At 32.0% G+C, this 18,187-nt stretch carries 12 protein-coding genes; 3 read left to right on the top strand and 9 right to left on the bottom strand.

The genetic code is table 11. The features are described from left to right. The 4 genes from CD150_RS09955 to parE all read right to left on the bottom strand — a co-directional run. The coding region (locus tag CD150_RS09955; protein ID WP_142382335.1) for an AI-2E family transporter at window positions 1–454 on the bottom strand (454 nt) is incomplete at its 3' end. A 387-nt stretch (window positions 455–841) separates the two neighbouring features. Next, on the bottom strand, window positions 842–2,287 hold the full coding sequence (gene alsT / locus CD150_RS09950; RefSeq protein ID WP_046208551.1) for a glutamine transporter AlsT: 1,446 nt from the start codon (window positions 2,285–2,287) through the stop codon (window positions 842–844). Window positions 2,288–2,538: 251 nt separating this feature from the next. Then, window positions 2,539–4,941 carry a DNA topoisomerase IV subunit A gene (gene parC / locus CD150_RS09945; protein ID WP_073342201.1) on the bottom strand — a complete coding sequence of 801 codons (2,403 nt, stop codon included), beginning with the start codon at window positions 4,939–4,941 and terminating at the stop codon, window positions 2,539–2,541. Then, window positions 4,938–6,932, bottom strand: a complete 1,995-nt coding sequence (gene parE / locus CD150_RS09940; RefSeq protein WP_164987281.1) for a DNA topoisomerase IV subunit B — start codon at window positions 6,930–6,932, stop codon at window positions 4,938–4,940. Before parE ends, parC begins: the two co-directional genes overlap by 4 nt. A 202-nt stretch (window positions 6,933–7,134) precedes the next feature. Between parE and plsY the strand changes: the two genes are divergently transcribed. Together plsY and CD150_RS09930 are read left to right on the top strand one after the other, a co-directional pair. Beyond that, the gene (gene plsY / locus CD150_RS09935) at window positions 7,135–7,743 is read left to right on the top strand and encodes a glycerol-3-phosphate 1-O-acyltransferase PlsY (RefSeq protein ID WP_046208729.1); all 609 of its coding nucleotides are present in this window, start codon (window positions 7,135–7,137) and stop codon (window positions 7,741–7,743) included. Between the two features lie 460 nt (window positions 7,744–8,203). Continuing rightward, window positions 8,204–8,500 carry a HesB/YadR/YfhF family protein gene (locus tag CD150_RS09930; protein WP_046208554.1) on the top strand — a complete coding sequence of 99 codons (297 nt, stop codon included), beginning with the start codon at window positions 8,204–8,206 and terminating at the stop codon, window positions 8,498–8,500. A gap of 204 nt (window positions 8,501–8,704) precedes the next feature. Here CD150_RS09930 and menI read toward each other — a convergent pair whose 3' ends face one another. The 4 genes from menI to CD150_RS09910 form a co-directional block, all read right to left on the bottom strand. Beyond that, the gene (gene menI, locus CD150_RS09925; RefSeq protein WP_046208555.1) at window positions 8,705–9,166 is read right to left on the bottom strand and encodes a 1,4-dihydroxy-2-naphthoyl-CoA hydrolase MenI; all 462 of its coding nucleotides are present in this window, start codon (window positions 9,164–9,166) and stop codon (window positions 8,705–8,707) included. Then, window positions 9,166–9,339 carry a transposase gene (locus tag CD150_RS13915; RefSeq protein ID WP_330870086.1) on the bottom strand — a complete coding sequence of 58 codons (174 nt, stop codon included), beginning with the start codon at window positions 9,337–9,339 and terminating at the stop codon, window positions 9,166–9,168. Before CD150_RS13915 ends, menI begins: the two co-directional genes overlap by 1 nt. A 193-nt stretch (window positions 9,340–9,532) precedes the next feature. Then, window positions 9,533–12,235 (bottom strand): aconitate hydratase AcnA, encoded by a 2,703-nt coding sequence (acnA, locus tag CD150_RS09915; protein ID WP_046208556.1) that lies wholly within the window; start codon window positions 12,233–12,235, stop codon window positions 9,533–9,535. Between the two features lie 260 nt (window positions 12,236–12,495). Then, the gene (locus tag CD150_RS09910) at window positions 12,496–14,130 is read right to left on the bottom strand and encodes a BCCT family transporter (RefSeq protein ID WP_397610313.1); all 1,635 of its coding nucleotides are present in this window, start codon (window positions 14,128–14,130) and stop codon (window positions 12,496–12,498) included. A 216-nt stretch (window positions 14,131–14,346) separates the two neighbouring features. Here CD150_RS09910 and mscL point away from each other — a divergent pair, with 216 nt between their 5' ends. Then, window positions 14,347–14,697, top strand: coding sequence for a large conductance mechanosensitive channel protein MscL (mscL, locus tag CD150_RS09905; protein ID WP_046208558.1), 351 nt, complete (start codon window positions 14,347–14,349; stop codon window positions 14,695–14,697). Between the two features lie 484 nt (window positions 14,698–15,181). Here the strand turns inward: mscL and sbcC are convergent. Next, on the bottom strand, window positions 15,182–18,187 hold a 3,006-nt coding region (gene sbcC / locus CD150_RS09900), incomplete at its 5' end, for an exonuclease subunit SbcC (RefSeq protein ID WP_240621226.1).

Raw genomic sequence — 18,187 nt, 5'->3', positions numbered from 1 at the left:
ATTTCGTTACACTATCTATAAATTTATTAACCTTATCTACATAGTACGGGAAGTTATTTCCAAAACTTTTAAACTGAGCACCAATTACAGGTATTAATAAATTAATTGCTAGCGCAATAACACCAATAATGACTAAGAATAATATGATTACACCCCAAAGTCTTGAAATATTATACCGTTCCATCAAATTAACTAATGGGTTAAATAGATAATATAATATAATCGATACAATAATCGGTGCTACAATTGTATTAAAAACAATTATAAATGGTTTAAAAATATAAGAAACTTGATCAAATATAAAAATAGCACAGCCAATAAATATTAATATGAGCAAAGCAAAAACTAAATCTTTACCACCTAAAAATTTCATAAAGCGTGTTTCAGGGAAACTTAGTTTTAATCTATTTTTCTTAGATGTCGTTTCTTGTTTTAAATTATCTTCATTTGACATAACATCACCAAACCTTATTTTTCAAAATATATTGCTTATTTAGCGCATAGCCAAAAAATAATGCACCTTTGTAATACAATACATAACGTTCAATATTTAAAATAACTAATGTTAATCATAACACAATGACCATTTACCAAACATATATTTTGCCATGTTTTATTAAAAATTAACTAAACATCCATAATAATAGCAACGAACAATATGTATTAATACGATATAAGTATATTATGCTAAAATATAAAAATGTATATTAAAAAGCAGTAATATAAAATCAAATGTTTATCATCCATTTTATATTACTGCTTATATATGAATTATTATTAAAGAAACTATGATAATGATGTTGAAGAAAATTCAAATCTTTGCATTAATGTTTAAATACAATTACTTCTTCTTCATTCCCCAACTCTCAATACCAAACAAGTTAATTTCTAACTCTTCAGGTTTAAATACAGGTTTTTTGCCAGCTTTACGTTGACGTTGGTAATCATTCATAACTGCAAAAGCAATGTTAGATAAACCAATAATAGCAACTAAGTTGACGATGGCCATTAGACCCATAAACACATCTGCTGTACTCCATACCGTTTCAGTTTTCACAACAGCACCGACGAAGACAAGTACAACAACTAAACATCTGAAAATAAATAATACTGTTTTATTTTCCCATAAAAATTCCATGTTCGATTGACCATAGTAGTAATTACCAATAACCGAAGAAAATGCAAATAAAGTGATAGCAATCGTTAAGAAAATACCACCTGCGCTACCTAAGTGTTCATTTAAGGCAGATTGTGTAACTGCAACGCCTTGTGCTGCATTCTCTCCAAATTCTAATCCTGTATATAATAAAATCATGATCGCCGTTGCCGTACATACTAGCATCGTATCAAAAAATACGCCCAATGATTGGATTAAACCTTGTTTAACTGGATGTGGCGCTGCAGCAGTAGCAGCAGCATTTGGCGCAGAACCCATACCAGCTTCGTTTGAGAACAAGCCACGTTTTATACCTTGCAGAACGGCTGCTCCAATCGCGCCTCCCGTTGCTTGTTCAAATCCAAATGCATTTTTAATTATAGTTGCAATCATTGGTATGATTTGATCATAGTTAAATATTAATATTACAGCAACTAATCCTATATATATAATTGCCATCACAGGCACAATGATCGAAGATAATGTTGCAATACTTCTTACCCCACCAAATATAATAATAGCAGTAATAATAGCTAAGATTACGCCCGTTATAATAGGACTTACATTATATTGCGTTTTTAATGATTCAGCTATCGTGTTTGATTGTACTGTATTAAAAACAAATGCAAATGTCACTGTGATTAGCACCGCAAACACAATGCCTAACCATTTTTGATTGAGTCCCTTAGTTATGTAATAAGCTGGTCCTCCACGATAGCCACCTTCTTCATCGGGTACCTTGTACACTTGTGCAAGCGTTGCTTCAATAAATGCACTGGCTGCTCCGATAAAAGCAATAATCCACATCCAGAATACTGCACCAGGACCGCCTAATACAATTGCTGTCGCAACACCGGCTATATTACCTGTACCAACACGAGAACCTGCACTAATCGCGAATGCTTGGAATGGTGAAATACCTTTTTTCCCATTTTCTAATGTTTCAGGTTTTTCTCCAATTGCTCGAAACATTTCCGGTATCCATCTTAATTGTACGAACTTAGATCCAATAGTAAAAAATATACCTGCTGTGATTAATAGTCCAATTAAGTATTGTGACCAGATTAAATCATTCCCGACTTGAACAAATGCTTTGAACCAATCCGGAATCAAACTATCAAAATTGCTCAATTTAATCCCTCTCATCTATACAATTTAATTTTCATAGTAAAATCAAGAGATTTATAGTCGCATTCATGTTTATAAACAAAATTCAATGCTTATGTAGACATGAAAATGAATGAATCAGTTCAGTATAAAACATTACGCCTTGCACTAAACTTTTTCACATTACTATAAATCTCTTGCTTCATTTTTGTTACACCTTATAGGTATTTTATCATTATATTGTTGTATTTACTAACAAAATTTTAAAATTAAAGTTATTTAACAATCATACTAACAACGTCGCCAAACTCTTTAACATCTACTACAAAGCTGCCATTAGTATATTGTTCTGATAAATGAATATCTTTAATATTGCCACTTTCTTCATGTTGTTTTGAATATATTGTATAAATCGTATGATCTGGCTGCACAACGTTAGCTGCTACGATGCGATGCGGTGATTTTTTAAGCTCTTTTAATAAAGTAATACCACGTTGTGCACGTTTGGCATTTTGTAAAATATTGAATCCTATGCGTTTTAATGAACCTCGTTGTGTTGCCATCAAGATCGTATTTTTTTCATTAACGATTTGGGTTAAGACAACAAAGTCTTCACTTTTAAGGTTAATCGATTTAACACCAGCAGCTCTAAGTCCTGTATCTGATAACTCTTCACTACTGTAAGTTAATGACATACCTTTGTGTGTTAACACGGTAATCGCTTGAGGTTCATCTAATCTCATTACATTTATCACTTCATCATTATCTTTTAGTTTCATAGAAACAAGTGGTTTGTTATATCTTGATGTTTTAAACATAGAGACATTGCTTTTCTTAATCATGCCATTGCGCGTAGCTAAAATATAAAATGCATCTGGTCTAAAATCATTTTCACAGTAAACATCGATAACATGCTCGCCTTCATCAATGGGTACAATCTGTGATACATGCTGTCCTAAATCTTTCCACTTAATCTCTGAAAGTTTATGAACTGGAATATAAAGATGTCTGCCTTTATTCGTAAATACTAGTGCTGTGTCTAATGTATTGACTTCTTGGTATTTGAGCATTGCATCGCCATCTTTCACACCTAGCTCCTCTACACCACTTGCATTAAAGCTACGTAACGATGTTCGTTTAATGTAACCATGTTTCGTAATACTCATAATCACATTTTCACTTGGCACCATAACTTCTTTATCAATCTTAATTTCACTGATTTCAGCTTCTATAGAAGATAAACGTTGTTGTTTATATTTATTTTTAATTTCGCTCAATTCTTCCTTGATAACATTTAACAAAGCATCATGATTATCTAATATATTTTTTAAATGTGCAATTTTAGCTTTTAATTCATCATGTTCTTCTTGTAGTTGTACAATATCTGTATTTGTCAGACGATATAACTGCAACGTAACTATCGCCTCAGCTTGTGCTTCTGTAAAATCAAACTCAGAAACTAAATTATCTTTAGCATCTTTTTTATTTTTTGAATTTCTAATGAGCTTAATAACTTCATCTAAAATTGACAAAGCCTTCATGAGACCTTCTACTATATGCATTCTACTCTCTGCATTATTCAATTCAAAACGTGTACGCTTTGTAACTACATCAATTTGATGATTGAGATAACTGTCTATAAATTGACGAATACCCATAAGAAGCGGTCGACCATCACTTATTGCTACCATATTAAAATTATATGCCACTTGTAAGTCTGTATTTTTATATAAATAATTAGCAACCGCTTCGCTATTAACATCTTTCTTTAATTCGATGGCAATACGTAACCCTGTACGGTCAGTTTCATCACGTACTTCTACAATACCATCTACTTTTTTATCTGCTCGCAGTTCATCCATCTTTTTAACAAGTGCACTCTTATTAACTTCATAAGGTAATTCAGTAACGATGAGTTCTTTTCTACCATTTCTTAATTCTTCAATATCAACTTTAGAGCGCACAACAATTTTACCTTTTCCGGTTTCATACGCTTTCTTAATACCGTCTATTCCTTGAATAATACCACCAGTAGGAAAATCGGGACCTTTGATATACTTCATTAACTGACTTACTGTGATATTTGGGTTATCTATATACTTCAATGTTGCTTGAATAACTTCAGCGAGATTATGCGGTGGTATATCCGTAGCATAACCTGAAGATATGCCTGTACTTCCATTAATTAACAAATGTGGCAGTCTAGCTGGTAAAACCATAGGTTCCATTGTCGTATCATCGTAGTTAGGCATAAATGGCACTGTTTCTTTATTAATATCTCTTAATAGCTCTTCTGAAATTCTGCTTAATTTCGCTTCTGTATAACGCATAGCTGCTGCTGGATCGTTATCGATACTACCATTATTACCTTGCATTTCTATCAAAACATGTCGCAATTTCCAGTCCTGACTTAATCGAACCATCGCATCATATACAGATGAATCACCATGCGGATGATATTGTCCGATGACATCACCCACTGTTTTTGCACTTTTACGGAAATTTTTATCAAATGTATTACCACTAGCATACATAGCGTATAAAATACGTCTTTGAACAGGTTTAAGCCCATCACGAACATCTGGTAATGCACGCTCTTGAATGATGTATTTACTATATCTACCAAATCGGTCGCCAATAACATCTTCCAGCGACAAATCTTGAATTATTTCACTCAATTCATTTCCTCCTCATCAGAATAATCCTGTTCTAGTATTTGAATTTCATTGTTATCCAGAATACTTTGATCTTCTTGAAGACCAAATTCAACGTGGTTTTCAATCCACTCACGTCTAGGAGCTACTTTGTCTCCCATTAAAGTTGTTACGCGTTTCGATGAACGTAACTCATCATCAACTTGTACTCGAATCAACGTTCTTGTATCTGGGTTCATCGTTGTTTCCCATAATTGATCAGCGTTCATTTCGCCTAAACCTTTATAGCGCTGTAAACTAAATCCTTTACCTAATTTTTTTTGTAATTTTTCTAATTCTTCATCTGTCCATGCATATTCTATTTTCTTAGAAGCACCTTTACCTTTTTCCAGTTTGTATAATGGCGGTAAGGCTATAAATACTCTTCCTGCTTCTACTAAAGGTTTCATATATTTAAAGAAAAATGTTAGTAAAAGCACTTGAATGTGCGCACCATCAGTATCAGCATCTGTCATTATAATGACGCGATTATAATTGCTATCTTCTAATTTAAATTCATTACCTACACCTGCACCTATTGTGTGGATAATCGTGTTAATCTCTTCATTTTTAAAAATATCTTCTAAACGTGCTTTTTCAGTGTTTATAACTTTACCTCTTAATGGTAAAATCGCTTGATATTTGCGGTCACGTCCCAATTTTGCAGAACCGCCAGCTGAATCACCCTCAACTAAATACAGTTCTTTTTTCTCTGTATTCTTACTTTGTGCAGGTGTTAATTTTCCTGATAACAACGTATCTTTTCGTTTATTTTTCTTACCAGATCGTGCATCTTCTCTTGCTTTACGTGCTGCCTCTCTTGCTTGTTGGGCTTTTAATGCTTTTTTAACGAGTGCTTTTGACAATTGTCCTTTTTCTTCTAAATAATAAGGTAATTTTTCAGATACAACAGAATCTACTGCACTTCTCGCTTCAGGCGTGCCTAACTTAGACTTAGTTTGTCCTTCAAATTGTAATAATTCTTCTGGAATACGAATAGAAATAATCGCTGTCAAACCTTCACGTATATCATTACCATCTAGATTCTTATCTTTTTCTTTCAATTCATTAATACGTCTAGCATAGTCATTAAATACTCTCGTCATGGCTGTTTTAAAGCCAACTTCATGCGTACCGCCATCTTTAGTACGTACATTATTGACAAAACTTAAGATACTCTCCGAATATTGATCATTATATTGAAATGCGACCTCTACTTCTATTCCATTAGCAGTTCCAACAAAATTTGCTACATCATGTAACACTTCTTTACCTTCATTTACATAACTTACAAATTCTTTAATGCCATCTTCATAATGGAATACATCTTCTCTTTCTTTACCAGATCTTAAATCCTTAAGCGTAATTCTAAGATTTTTAAGCAAAAATGCTGATTCTTGTAAACGTTCGCTTAGCACGTCATAGTTAAAAGAGGTTGCTGATTTGAAAATTTCAGCATCTGGTTTAAAGGTAACTTTAGTACCTGTTTTTTTAGTTTTCCCTAGTTTTTCTAGGCCTGTAGCTGGTATACCACCTTGACTGAATCGTTGTTTATAAATAGCGCCATCTCTGTAAATTTCTACTTCTAACCATTCACTTAATGCGTTTACGACTGATGCACCTACACCATGTAAACCTCCTGAAGTTTTATATCCACCTTGTCCAAATTTACCGCCTGCATGAAGTACTGTAAATATTACTTGAACAGTTGGTTTGCCCGATGTATGAATACCAGTCGGCATCCCACGTCCATCATCTTCTATAGTAATACTTTCATCTTTATTTATTGTAACTGCTATTTCATTACCAAAGCCGTTTAATACTTCATCGACGGAATTATCGACAACTTCATACACTAAATGATGTAATCCTCTTTTATCGGTAGAACCAATATACATACCAGGTCTTTTTCTAACGGCTTCTAGCCCTTCCAAAACCTGAATGGAATCATCCGAATAATTATTTTGTTTGTTCATTGCCAATCGTTTCGCCCTCCTACAAACGTACGTTCGTTTTTAAAACTATACATTAGTTATTCTTATATAAATCTTGATAAATTGCAAGTATCAAATTATATTTGAACCGTGTTTTACTACAGTTATAAATTTTTGTTCGTCTAACCGTGGTCATATGTGGTAAAATAATTTTAATGTCATTAAAGGATGTGGATTATGTATGGTGATGATAATAATCATGTTAATTTTAAGTTATCTCATTGGTGCTTTCCCAAGTGGCTATGTAATAGGTAAATTATTTTTCAAAAAAGATATTAGACAATTTGGTAGTGGGAATACAGGAGCAACAAATAGTTTTAGAGTGTTAGGTAAACCTGCAGGATTCCTAGTTACATTTTTAGATATATTTAAAGGATTTATTGTTGTATTCTTACCACTTTGGTTACCAGTACATGCAGATGGTGCTATTAGTACATTTTTCACAAATGGACTCATCGTAGGCGCATTTGCAATTCTAGGTCATGTGTATCCAATTTACCTTGGATTTAAAGGTGGAAAAGCAGTTGCCACAAGTGCAGGTGTGATACTTGGAATCAATCCTCTACTATTACTCATTTTAGCAGCGATTTTCTTTGGCATACTTTATTTAACAAAGTATGTATCACTTTCGAGTATCATAGCATCAATCTGTTGTGTTATCGGTGCGCTGTTAATTCGTGATTATATCTTATTAGTCGTGAGTTTCGGTGTAGGCGTCTTATTAATATTTAGACATCGAACAAATATCGTGAGGATTTTTAAAGGCGAAGAGCCAAAAATTAAATGGATGTAACTATTACAAAAGTCATTAGCAATCAATAAAAAAATAGCAAACATTGCTCAGTCTGAGATATTCTTATGTCTCAACTATTGAAAAGTAGATACGAATATTTGGCTAATAGAAAACGACAACACAAAAACTTGTTTATTAGCCAGCTTTCCAACATAGTGAAACAGAAATCTTTAACACAGACTTCTGTTTCACTATTTTTTTATTCATTAAAATAACAATATACACTTCAGAATATTATATTACTCTTAATTATGTCACACTAATTCACAACATTTTTAAAAATTCTTTGCCCTCACCCTAAAACATATTGAACAATTTGAATTTAAAGAAAATTATACTTAATTATGTTATACTACTTTTATTGTTACTCAAATTTGGGTAATAGATATAGTACTAATTTAAAAATTAGTAACCAATGGTCACAAGTTTTAAACTTGTGAAATGAGAGGGGACTTTTATTATGGATATAAAACTTTCAGATAACGCTGTATCTTGGTTTAAAGATGAACTTGATTTACCTGAAGATAACAAAGTCTTACAATTTTTCGTTCGCTATGGTGGAGAATTCCAATTAAAACAAGGATTTAGCCCTGCATTCAGTGTTGATCAAAAAGATGATGTAGAAATTGGTTACGAAAATCATTTTGACGGCTTAGATGTAGTAATTGCAGAAAAAGACTTATGGTATTTTGAAGACCATGATTTATTCATAGACGTCAATGATAGTGTCGATGAAATTTCATATTCTGCTAAATAATAATAGAACTCAATTCACATAACACAATTGATCATTCATATATAAATATATACTTAAAAAGAGCCTGGTTCCATTTCAGGCTCTTTTTATTTATCATTTTGATAATCTTGTGTACATTTCAACAACACATTGCTAATCAATCATTGTATATAAATACATACGCATACACTTAATTATGCATTTATACATTTAACTACAACTATATTAAAGTATGCCATTTTTCACTTCAAATGTTTCTCCTGCTTGATTTCTTTTATCTACATCGGCATACATTGCATGCCATTCAGGAAAATATCTATCCAATCTAATAGGCTTAAAGTTATCCTTTCTAATACAAGTCAAAACAGTTGAACCAGTAGTCGCTAAATCACCTACTTCGTTATATACTTCATAACGATAAATTGATCTTAAACGCGTATATTTTTCAACCCATGTCTTAATTTTCACAGTTTCAGGATACTGTATTGTTTTTATATACTTAATATCTAAATCTGTAACCGGTGAAATAATACCAGATTCTTCCATAGCTTTATAGCTAAAACCTAATTTTGATATATAATCTGTACGTGCAACCTCAAACCATGTTGGGTAATTACCGTGATAAATCACACCCATTTGATCCGTTTCTGCATAACGTGAAGGAATTTCTGTAATACTATAAATCATTATAAACGTCCTCTTTTCAATTGTTCGTAGTACTTATATATAAATATTAACATAAAAAAGAATGCAAGGCAGAAATCACATTTTATAATTTGTCTTCTATATTTAGGAGCGAAGACAATGTGATACTTACAATTCCATTTTGTATGTGCTAAACTATTTGTGTCTGATGACATAAGTTGCATCTCCTCGTGTTGTTTATTTTGGTTGGCTGACCAAATATTATTTTAGTACGTAGAGATGCAATTTTTAATACAACGGTATAACCATACTGCACCATACGCATAGCGTATGGTTTTTTTATCCAATTAAAATAAAGGCTGAGACACAAAATATTGTCTCAGCCTTAACTATATTCATAATGCACAGTTAATTTGCTAATTTATTTCTTAATACTAATTGTAAAATACCGCCATTACGATAGTAATCAATTTCTACATGTGAGTCGAAACGTGCAACTGCTTCGAAGTCAATAACTTCTCCATTCTCTTTTTCAGCAGTTACTTTTACTAAATCATGTGGTTTTACACTTTCATCGATATCTACTGAAATCGTTTCTGTACCATCTAAGCCTAAACTATCAGCAGATTCGCCATCTTTAAACTGTAAAGGTAACACACCCATCATAACTAAGTTAGAACGGTGAATACGTTCATAACTCTGAGCGATTACAGTTTTAACACCTAGTAAATTTGTACCTTTAGCTGCCCAGTCACGAGAAGAGCCCATTCCGTAATCATTACCAGCTAATACTACTAAACCAGTGCCATCTTCTTTATATTTCATCGCTGCATCATATATAGGCATTTGTTCACCAGTAGGCCAATAAGTTGTGAAACCACCTTCTGTACCTGGTGCTAATTGGTTTTTAATACGAATATTAGCAAAAGTACCACGAACCATTACCTCATGGTTACCACGACGAGAACCATAAGAGTTAAATTGACGAATAGGTACGTCATGATCTAATAAATATTTACCTGCTGGTGTATCTTTACCGATAGCACCTGCTGGAGAAATATGGTCAGTCGTAACTGAATCTCCAAATTTACCCATAATACGTAAATTATTTAATGATTTAATATCATCAGGTTCTTTAGATAAGTTTTGGAAGAATGATGGATTTTGAATATAAGTTGACTCTGGATCGAAATCATATAACGGTTGGTCTGTTACATCGATTTCATTCCACATTTCATTATTATTATAAACAGTTTCATATTCTTCTTTAAACAATTCAGGAGTAACAACACTGTCTACAGTGTCTGCGACTTCTTTAATTGTTGGCCAAATATCTTTCAAGTAGATATCTTCTCCGTTTTTACCTTTACCTAAAGGCTCATTTTGTAAATCAATATCGACTGTACCAGCAAGTGCGTATGCAACTACTAATTGAGGTGATGCTAAATAGTTCGCTTTTACTAATGGATGAATACGTCCTTCAAAGTTACGGTTACCTGATAAAACAGAAGTCACAAGTAAATCTTCTTCAGCAATCGCTTTTTCGATTTCTTCTAATAATGGTCCTGAGTTACCGATACATGTCGTACAACCATAACCTACTAAATTAAATCCTAAGTCATCTAAATATTCTTGCAGACCAGAATCTCTTAAATAACCAGTAACAACTTTAGAACCTGGCGCTAATGATGTTTTAACATATTCAGGTACTTTCAAGCCTTTTTCTACTGCATTCTTAGCTACCAAACCAGCACCTAACATAACATATGGATTTGACGTATTTGTACAAGATGTAATTGCTGCAATAGCAAGGTCACCTGTAGTCATTTGTGTTTTAGATCCATCTTTAAATTCAATTGTTGCTGTTTTATCAAATTCACTCTCATCAAAACCATGACCTTGGTTACCAGCTGGTGCAGTAACAGATTTTTCAAATTCTTCTTTCATATCACTTAAGAAGATTAAATCTTGAGGACGTTTCGGACCTGAAAGTGAAGCTTCAACTGTAGCTAAGTCTAATTCAACAACGTCCGTATAATCTGGTTCATCTTTATCAGCAGTAAAGAACATATTGTTTTCTTCTAAATATGTTTTAACTAATTCAATTTGTTCATCTGAACGACCAGTTAAACGTAAATATTTTAAAGATTCTTCATCTACAGGGAAGAAGCCACAAGTTGCACCATATTCAGGCGCCATATTTGCAATTGTAGCTCTATCTGCTAATGGTAGATGTTCTACACCTGGACCAAAGAACTCAACAAATTTACCAACAACGCCTTTTTTACGTAATTCTTGTGTTACACGTAATGCTAAATCCGTTGCAGTAGCACCTTGAGGTAACGCATTGGATAATCTAACACCAATCACTTCAGGAATTGGGAAGTATGAAGGTTGACCAAGCATACCAGCTTCGGCTTCAATACCACCTACACCCCAACCTAATACACCTAGACCATTAATCATAGTTGTATGTGAGTCAGTACCTACTAAAGTATCTGGAAAAGCAACTGTTTCTCCGTCTACTTCACGTGCGTGAACAACGTTTGCTAAGTACTCTAAGTTAACTTGGTGTACAATACCAGTTGCTGGTGGAACTGCACTATAGTTATCAAATGCTTTAGTAGCCCAATTTAAGAATTGATAACGTTCATAGTTTCTTTCAAATTCTAATTTCATATTTCTTTCTAGTGCGTCTGGATTCGCATAGCTATCTACTTGAACTGAGTGATCGATAACTAAATCTACTGGCACTTCAGGGTTGATTTTGTTTAAGTCTCCCCCAACATCATTCATAGCTTTACGTAATGACGCTAGGTCAACAACTGCAGGTACACCAGTGAAATCTTGTAAAATAACACGAGATGGTTTGAAAGGTACTTCACCTTCTGTACCTTTATTGAATTCTGACAATGCTTTGATGTGCTCTTCAGAAATAACAAATCCATCTTCTTGTCTCAATTCAGATTCTAGTAAAACTCTAATCGAATATGGTAATTTGGATATCTTTGTTAAACCTTGTTCTTCTAAAGTTTTTAAATCATAGTATGTGTATGATTTCCCATTTAGCTCGAATGACTTTTTCGCTTGCTCTTTTAAATTAGAAGCCATATAAATCCCCCTTGAAAATTTTAGTAAATATATGCCGTTAATTAAATTGTATAATTATATGTAACTTAAAACAACTACCTACCATTATAAACCTCTATAATTTAGATTTGAATTTACAATCAGCATGTATAAGCAAAACTTATCGCAAGTGTATCGTGTAATAAGTTATTATTATTAATTGAGAATCATTATCATTAATTTAGAGCAATTAGTATATATACAAAAAACTGAGAGCCTATGTTGGCCCTCAGTTTTTAAGACTATTTTTCAGCGTCTCTTAACGGCGCTCTTCTATTAATTATATCATCTTCAAAATCTTCTTGTTGATATTGTACATAATCTTGTAATCTGTGTTTGTTAGGCGTTAAAGTTAAGCCTAAGAATTTACGTTCCTTATTTGCATCCTTGTAGAAAGAAATCATCATCATTATAACTACAAAGGAGAATGGTAACGCACTAATTATCGCAGCACTTTGAATTGCATTCAACGCATCTGCACCATTTCCTCCACCTGCAAATAGTAATACGAAAGCAATTAATGACTGAGCAATACCCCAAGTCACTTTAACAACATTTGAAGGTTCTAATGAACCAAATGTCGTTTGCATACCTAATACAAATGTTGCAGAGTCAGCAGATGTAATAAAGAATGATGCAATGAGTACTAGTGCTATCAACGACAATATAATTCCAAATGGTATTTCATTAAACACACCAAATAGTTGTGTTTCAGCAGTCATATTAAATAGTTCTGGATTTTTCTTACCAGTTTCAATACCTAATACACCAAATACGCTGAACCATACAAAACTTACTAAAGCAGGTACTAAAAGTACACCAGCAATAAATTCACGTACTGAACGACCTTTAGAAACACGTGCTATAAAGATACCTACGAATGGACTCCAACTTAACCACCAGCCCCAATAGTAAAGTGTCCAGCTAGACATCCATTCACGTTTTTGTGGGTTTTGAGCTGCTGTATCAAAAGTATTAAATAGGAATGAATTTAATAAACTACCTGTTGAACTTGTCATCATATTTAATATCAACACAGTTGGTCCAATAATTAAAACTGCAATCATTAAGACCGCACCCAAGCTAATATTTAAATTACTTAAGTATTGGATACCTCTACTTAAACCTGACCATGCACTCATAATAAATAGAATCGTAACGATCACAATAATGATTGCTTGTACCCAAATAGTATTTGGTACACCAAATAGGTAATTCAAACCACCATTGATTTGTAGTGCACCCATACCTAACGAAACAGCAACACCGACAACTGTTGCAAATACTGCTAACACGTCAATGATCGTTCCGATTGGACCTTCTACTTTATTGCCTAAGATAGGGCGTAACGTTCTTGAGATAAGTCCTGGTTCTCCTTTTCTAAACTGAGCGTAAGCAAGTGCTAATGCAACCACACCATAAATAGACCACGCATGGAATCCCCAATGGAAAAACGTAGAACGTAATGCTTCAGTATATGCTGCAGTAGTTTTAGGTTCCGCATTTGGCGGTGCAGCAAAATCTGCCATAGGTTCAGCAGCACCGTAGAACACAAGTCCTATACCCATACCAGCACTGAATAGCATCGCAAACCAAGATATCGTATTAAACTCTGGTTTATCATTTGGTTTACCGAGCTTTAATTTTCCAATAGGACTAAAAATTAGGAAAATACAGAAGAAAACAATAAACGTTGTAAGAATTAAGTAATACCAACCCAATTTATCTGTAATCCATAGCTTAATTGTGTTAGTAACATTGTCAAATTGTTCTGGAACAATTGCCCCGATTAAAACAACGATACCAACAATAATCGCACTATAAATAAATACTGGGGATATCTTCTTACCGTTTGGTTGATTTTCAGAAGAATTCACAATTAATTACTCCCTTTCATATTCATATTAAATTTTTAAATCTAAATAGAAATTTGCAAAAATAAATTTATTTCTATTTTTTAGTTTAACCACTCATAAGAATAACAAACATCTATGTTAATATCAAATTCACTTTTAAAAAGTATTTTCATAATTTAATAAATATTGTATAATAACATTTATATTAAATATATTTAATTAAGAGAGGTTAATAATATGCTACAAGAATTTAAAGATTTTGCATTGAAAGGGAATGTCTTAGATTTAGCAGTAGCTGTAGTTATGGGTGCAGCTTTCAACAAAATTGTAACAGCTTTGGTTTCATATATTATCATGCCATTAATCGGTTTAATATTCGGTACCGTTGATTTTGCCAAAAGTTGGTCCTTCATGGGTATCAAATATGGCATGTTTGTACAATCGATTATAGACTTTATTATTATTGCATTTGCACTATTTATATTTGTTAAAATTGCAAATACATTGATTAAACAAGAAGAAGAAGAAATTGAAGAAAACACAGTACTATTAACAGAAATTCGTGATTTATTACGTGACAAACAATAAACGTTAACACGAAATATTATTTAGTACGCTCGTATTTTTGTAAGAAATTAGGATAAAATTCCTTAAACTATAATCCCGTAAATGAATTTTCGACATTCATTTACGGGATTATTTTGTTATTTGGACATTCTACCTTTAATTCATAAGACGAGCTAACTTGTTGCTATTTCCTTTTTATAATAAGACTCTTTGTTACAAATGCTTCACTCCTAATTTGTAAATTTAGCATTATTTGTCTAAACTATTCTCAATAAAAAAGGCCTTTGCATATTATTAATAGATGATTAAACTAAACTTATAAACTAAACTTATAACCTAAATCAACATATCATCCATGTATAAACTTCCATTAAGTTTATTTTAAAATGAAATTATTTAAATAAGTATCATCAAATAACCATCATCAATGCCCTTATATACCTATTTCTTTAAGATTAAAAACAGTGAATTACTTTTCATAAAGTAATTCACTGTTTTTATGCTTTTATTGTTTTATAAATTTTGTCTTACTTTGGTATTGTTCTGTCTGCACTTCTAAAATAAGTGGAATACGTTGCTTTAATTCACTAACATGAGAAATAATACCAACCATTCTTCCAGAAGACTTTAAACTAAGTAGTGTATCCAAAGCAGTTTCTAGGGTCTCCTGATCTAAAGTACCAAATCCTTCGTCTATAAACATCGAATCTAATGCAATGCCACCAGATTCTTGTTGCACTACTTCACTCAGACCTAAAGCTAGCGCTAAGGATGCCTGGAAGGTTTCTCCTCCTGATAACGAAGTAATATGTCTTTTCTTATTAGAGTGAGAATCAAATACATCTATTTCTAAGCCACTATACCCTTTTGAAGTTTGTTCCCTTCTAACTAATTGATACCTTTCACCTGTCATCAATGATAAGCGTTGGTTCGCATGCGCAAGTATGCGTTCTAAATAATAAATTAAAACAAAATTTTCTAAAGTTAATTTTTGTTCATTTTTCCCAGATAAAACTTCTGCTAATTGAAAAACTTCTTGTTGTTCTTGTAATTCTTTTTCTAAATACTTTATAACAGCATAAATATTATCAATTTTCTTGTTGTTAAACTCAAGTTTATAATTATGTTCACTTAACACCGCTTTAGCATGGTCTAGTTGTATTTTTTTCTGTTCATAATCTTTTTTTAATTGATTAATATCACGTAATTCTTGGTCGTTAATTTCTGTTTCCAGCTGTTTGATGATAATCTCAAATTGTTGTTTCTCTTGATTAAATTTGTTGATTTCCGCTTCTATTTTCGTTTTATTAGGAATTTCATTAATCGTGTGTTCAACATCTTTTAATGATGTAAAACCAATTCTATTCATTTCATTGTTGATTTTATGGTCCGCTTCTTTAATATCTTTTTGCAAACTCTCTTCAGTATTGTCAAGATGTGCTTTGTTATTCATTTCTAGTGACAATGCGTTTTTAGATTCTTGAAGTTGCTGTACTAACCATTCATATTGCTTTTGATAATCATTCACTTTCACTAATGAATTGTCATAAGCAGTAATAAATTTATCCACGTCTGTATATTGTGTTGTATTTTCAAAATCATTTATCATCAATGTATTTTCATCTAATTTGAATTGTTGCGTTTTTAAATCCAATTCTAACTCATGTGATTTCTGCCTTAGATTAAAAATTTTCTCTTGAAGGTTTCTAATTACTTCATTTTCCTCTTCTAGCAATCTTTTTTCTTTTAATAAGTTATCTTTAGTTAATTCTAGCTCAGTATAATTTGTTTTTTCTAAATCATCTAAGTTAAATCTATGTAACTGTTCTGAAATGTGATGCCACTCACTTTCATATTTAATTTTTTGCTCTTTTAATTTTAGACGTTGTTGTTCTATATGATCAAGCTGACTATGTCTTTTGGTAAGTTCATCAAAATCTATATGATGTTCAATTTCATGAATTTCATTGCCACAAAGTGGGCAAGTATCACCTATAGCTAGCACTGATTGTAACTTAGATATCATATCTTGTTTATTATTTAAATCTATATTAGTTTTATCGATTGCTTCATATTTAGCGTCTAATGCACGCATTTCAGAATTAATATGTTCAGTTTGGTTTGTTATGTTAGTTTGTCGCTTTTGCAAGTCTTGATATTCGTTTTTATTCAACTCATTTTGTTTGTTAACCTTAATTTCATAATCCAACTGATGTATTTTTTCATTAAGTTGTTCATTTCTTTTATAATCTGGTTCTCTGTCATTTAATTTTTCAATATATTGATTAAGTAGTTGTTTTTGTTGCTCATACGTTGATTTTAACTCGGCATATGTGTAATTTAAATTTTCTCTTTGTTGATATATATCTTTATACTTATCAAATTTATTGTAAAATATTTTAGAATTTTCTATAAATGATTTCGATTTCTCTATTGTTTCAGATAGTTTCTGATGTTTTTCAAATTGTTTCTCGTAGTCTTCTAATTGTCTTTGTAAATTTGAAATGACTGCTTTTGTTTCTGTTTTATCTTTTTTTATCTCTTCGTGCTTTTTTAAAAGTTTCTCTTTTGAATCAAGTAAATTAGAAAGTGGTCTTACCTCAGTGATCTCATTTAATAGTTTTATTTGATTTTTTATATGATTTTCATTGGATAACAAAGCTTCTTGCTTTTGTTTATTTTGTTCAAGACTTGTCATAGCATCTTGAAGTTTCAAATTACGATTTAATAAATTTTCAGCTTGCTCAAATTTTTCAATACTTCTTTTTTCAGCTGCTAATAAATCATTTTGAATAGATTCACCTATGCTTTTGAATTGTGGTATTAATGCTTTAATTTTATCAGTTTGTCTTGAACTAACTTCTTTATATTCTTTTAACACGGTATCATCAAAAGTATCCAAATCCATCCAATCCGTTTCAAGTGTATGATATCGCTTTTCAATATTCGCCCTTACCTCTTTAACATCATCATTTAACAATTTTTGTATTTCTTCAAATCTTTGACTATTAAACAATGTTCTTAGTATTTCTTGTTTTTCTATACTTTTAGATAATAAGAAACGTTTAAATTCACCCTGAGGAAGGATAAATAATTGTCTAAACTGTTCCGAATTAACTCCAAGTAACGTTCTAATAAATTGATTTCCAGCATTCACTTTACTTTCACGTAATTCATATGTATCTTCAAGTTGATAAATTGAAAGTTGACCAAGTGTTTTATTTTTATTGCCTTCTTTTACAAATGCACCTTGTCGATTAATTTTATAAATACAATCTCTCAATTCAAACTCGAACTCAACGACCATTGGTGATTTACCATCTGCAAAGTGACTACGTAAATCCCCTTCGTTTCTATCTTTTGTCGATGCTTCACCAAATAAAGCGAACACAATAGCATCAAATATCATCGTTTTCCCTGATCCCGTTTTTCCGCTAATTAAAAACAATTGATCATTATTTATTTGTTGAAAATCAATTGTTTCGTCTAAAAATGGGCCGAAATTAGTTAA

It is taken from the genome of Staphylococcus ureilyticus, assembly GCF_002902235.1.
GTDB classification, from domain to species: domain Bacteria; phylum Bacillota; class Bacilli; order Staphylococcales; family Staphylococcaceae; genus Staphylococcus; species Staphylococcus ureilyticus.
The sequence above is the reverse complement of the archived record's forward strand: the minus strand, read 5'-3'. Positions and strand labels throughout refer to the sequence as shown.

What these genes read in the sequence shown, in the direction of transcription:
- parE (WP_164987281.1), bottom strand. Translation starts at nt 6,932, where the DNA reads ATGAACAAACAAAATAATTATTCGGATGATTCCATTCAGGTTTTGGAA.
- CD150_RS09930 (WP_046208554.1), top strand. Translation starts at nt 8,204, where the DNA reads ATGGATATAAAACTTTCAGATAACGCTGTATCTTGGTTTAAAGATGAA.
- menI (WP_046208555.1), bottom strand. Translation starts at nt 9,166, where the DNA reads ATGATTTATAGTATTACAGAAATTCCTTCACGTTATGCAGAAACGGAT.
- CD150_RS13915 (WP_330870086.1), bottom strand. Translation starts at nt 9,339, where the DNA reads ATGTCATCAGACACAAATAGTTTAGCACATACAAAATGGAATTGTAAG.
- acnA (WP_046208556.1), bottom strand. Translation starts at nt 12,235, where the DNA reads ATGGCTTCTAATTTAAAAGAGCAAGCGAAAAAGTCATTCGAGCTAAAT.
- mscL (WP_046208558.1), top strand. Translation starts at nt 14,347, where the DNA reads ATGCTACAAGAATTTAAAGATTTTGCATTGAAAGGGAATGTCTTAGAT.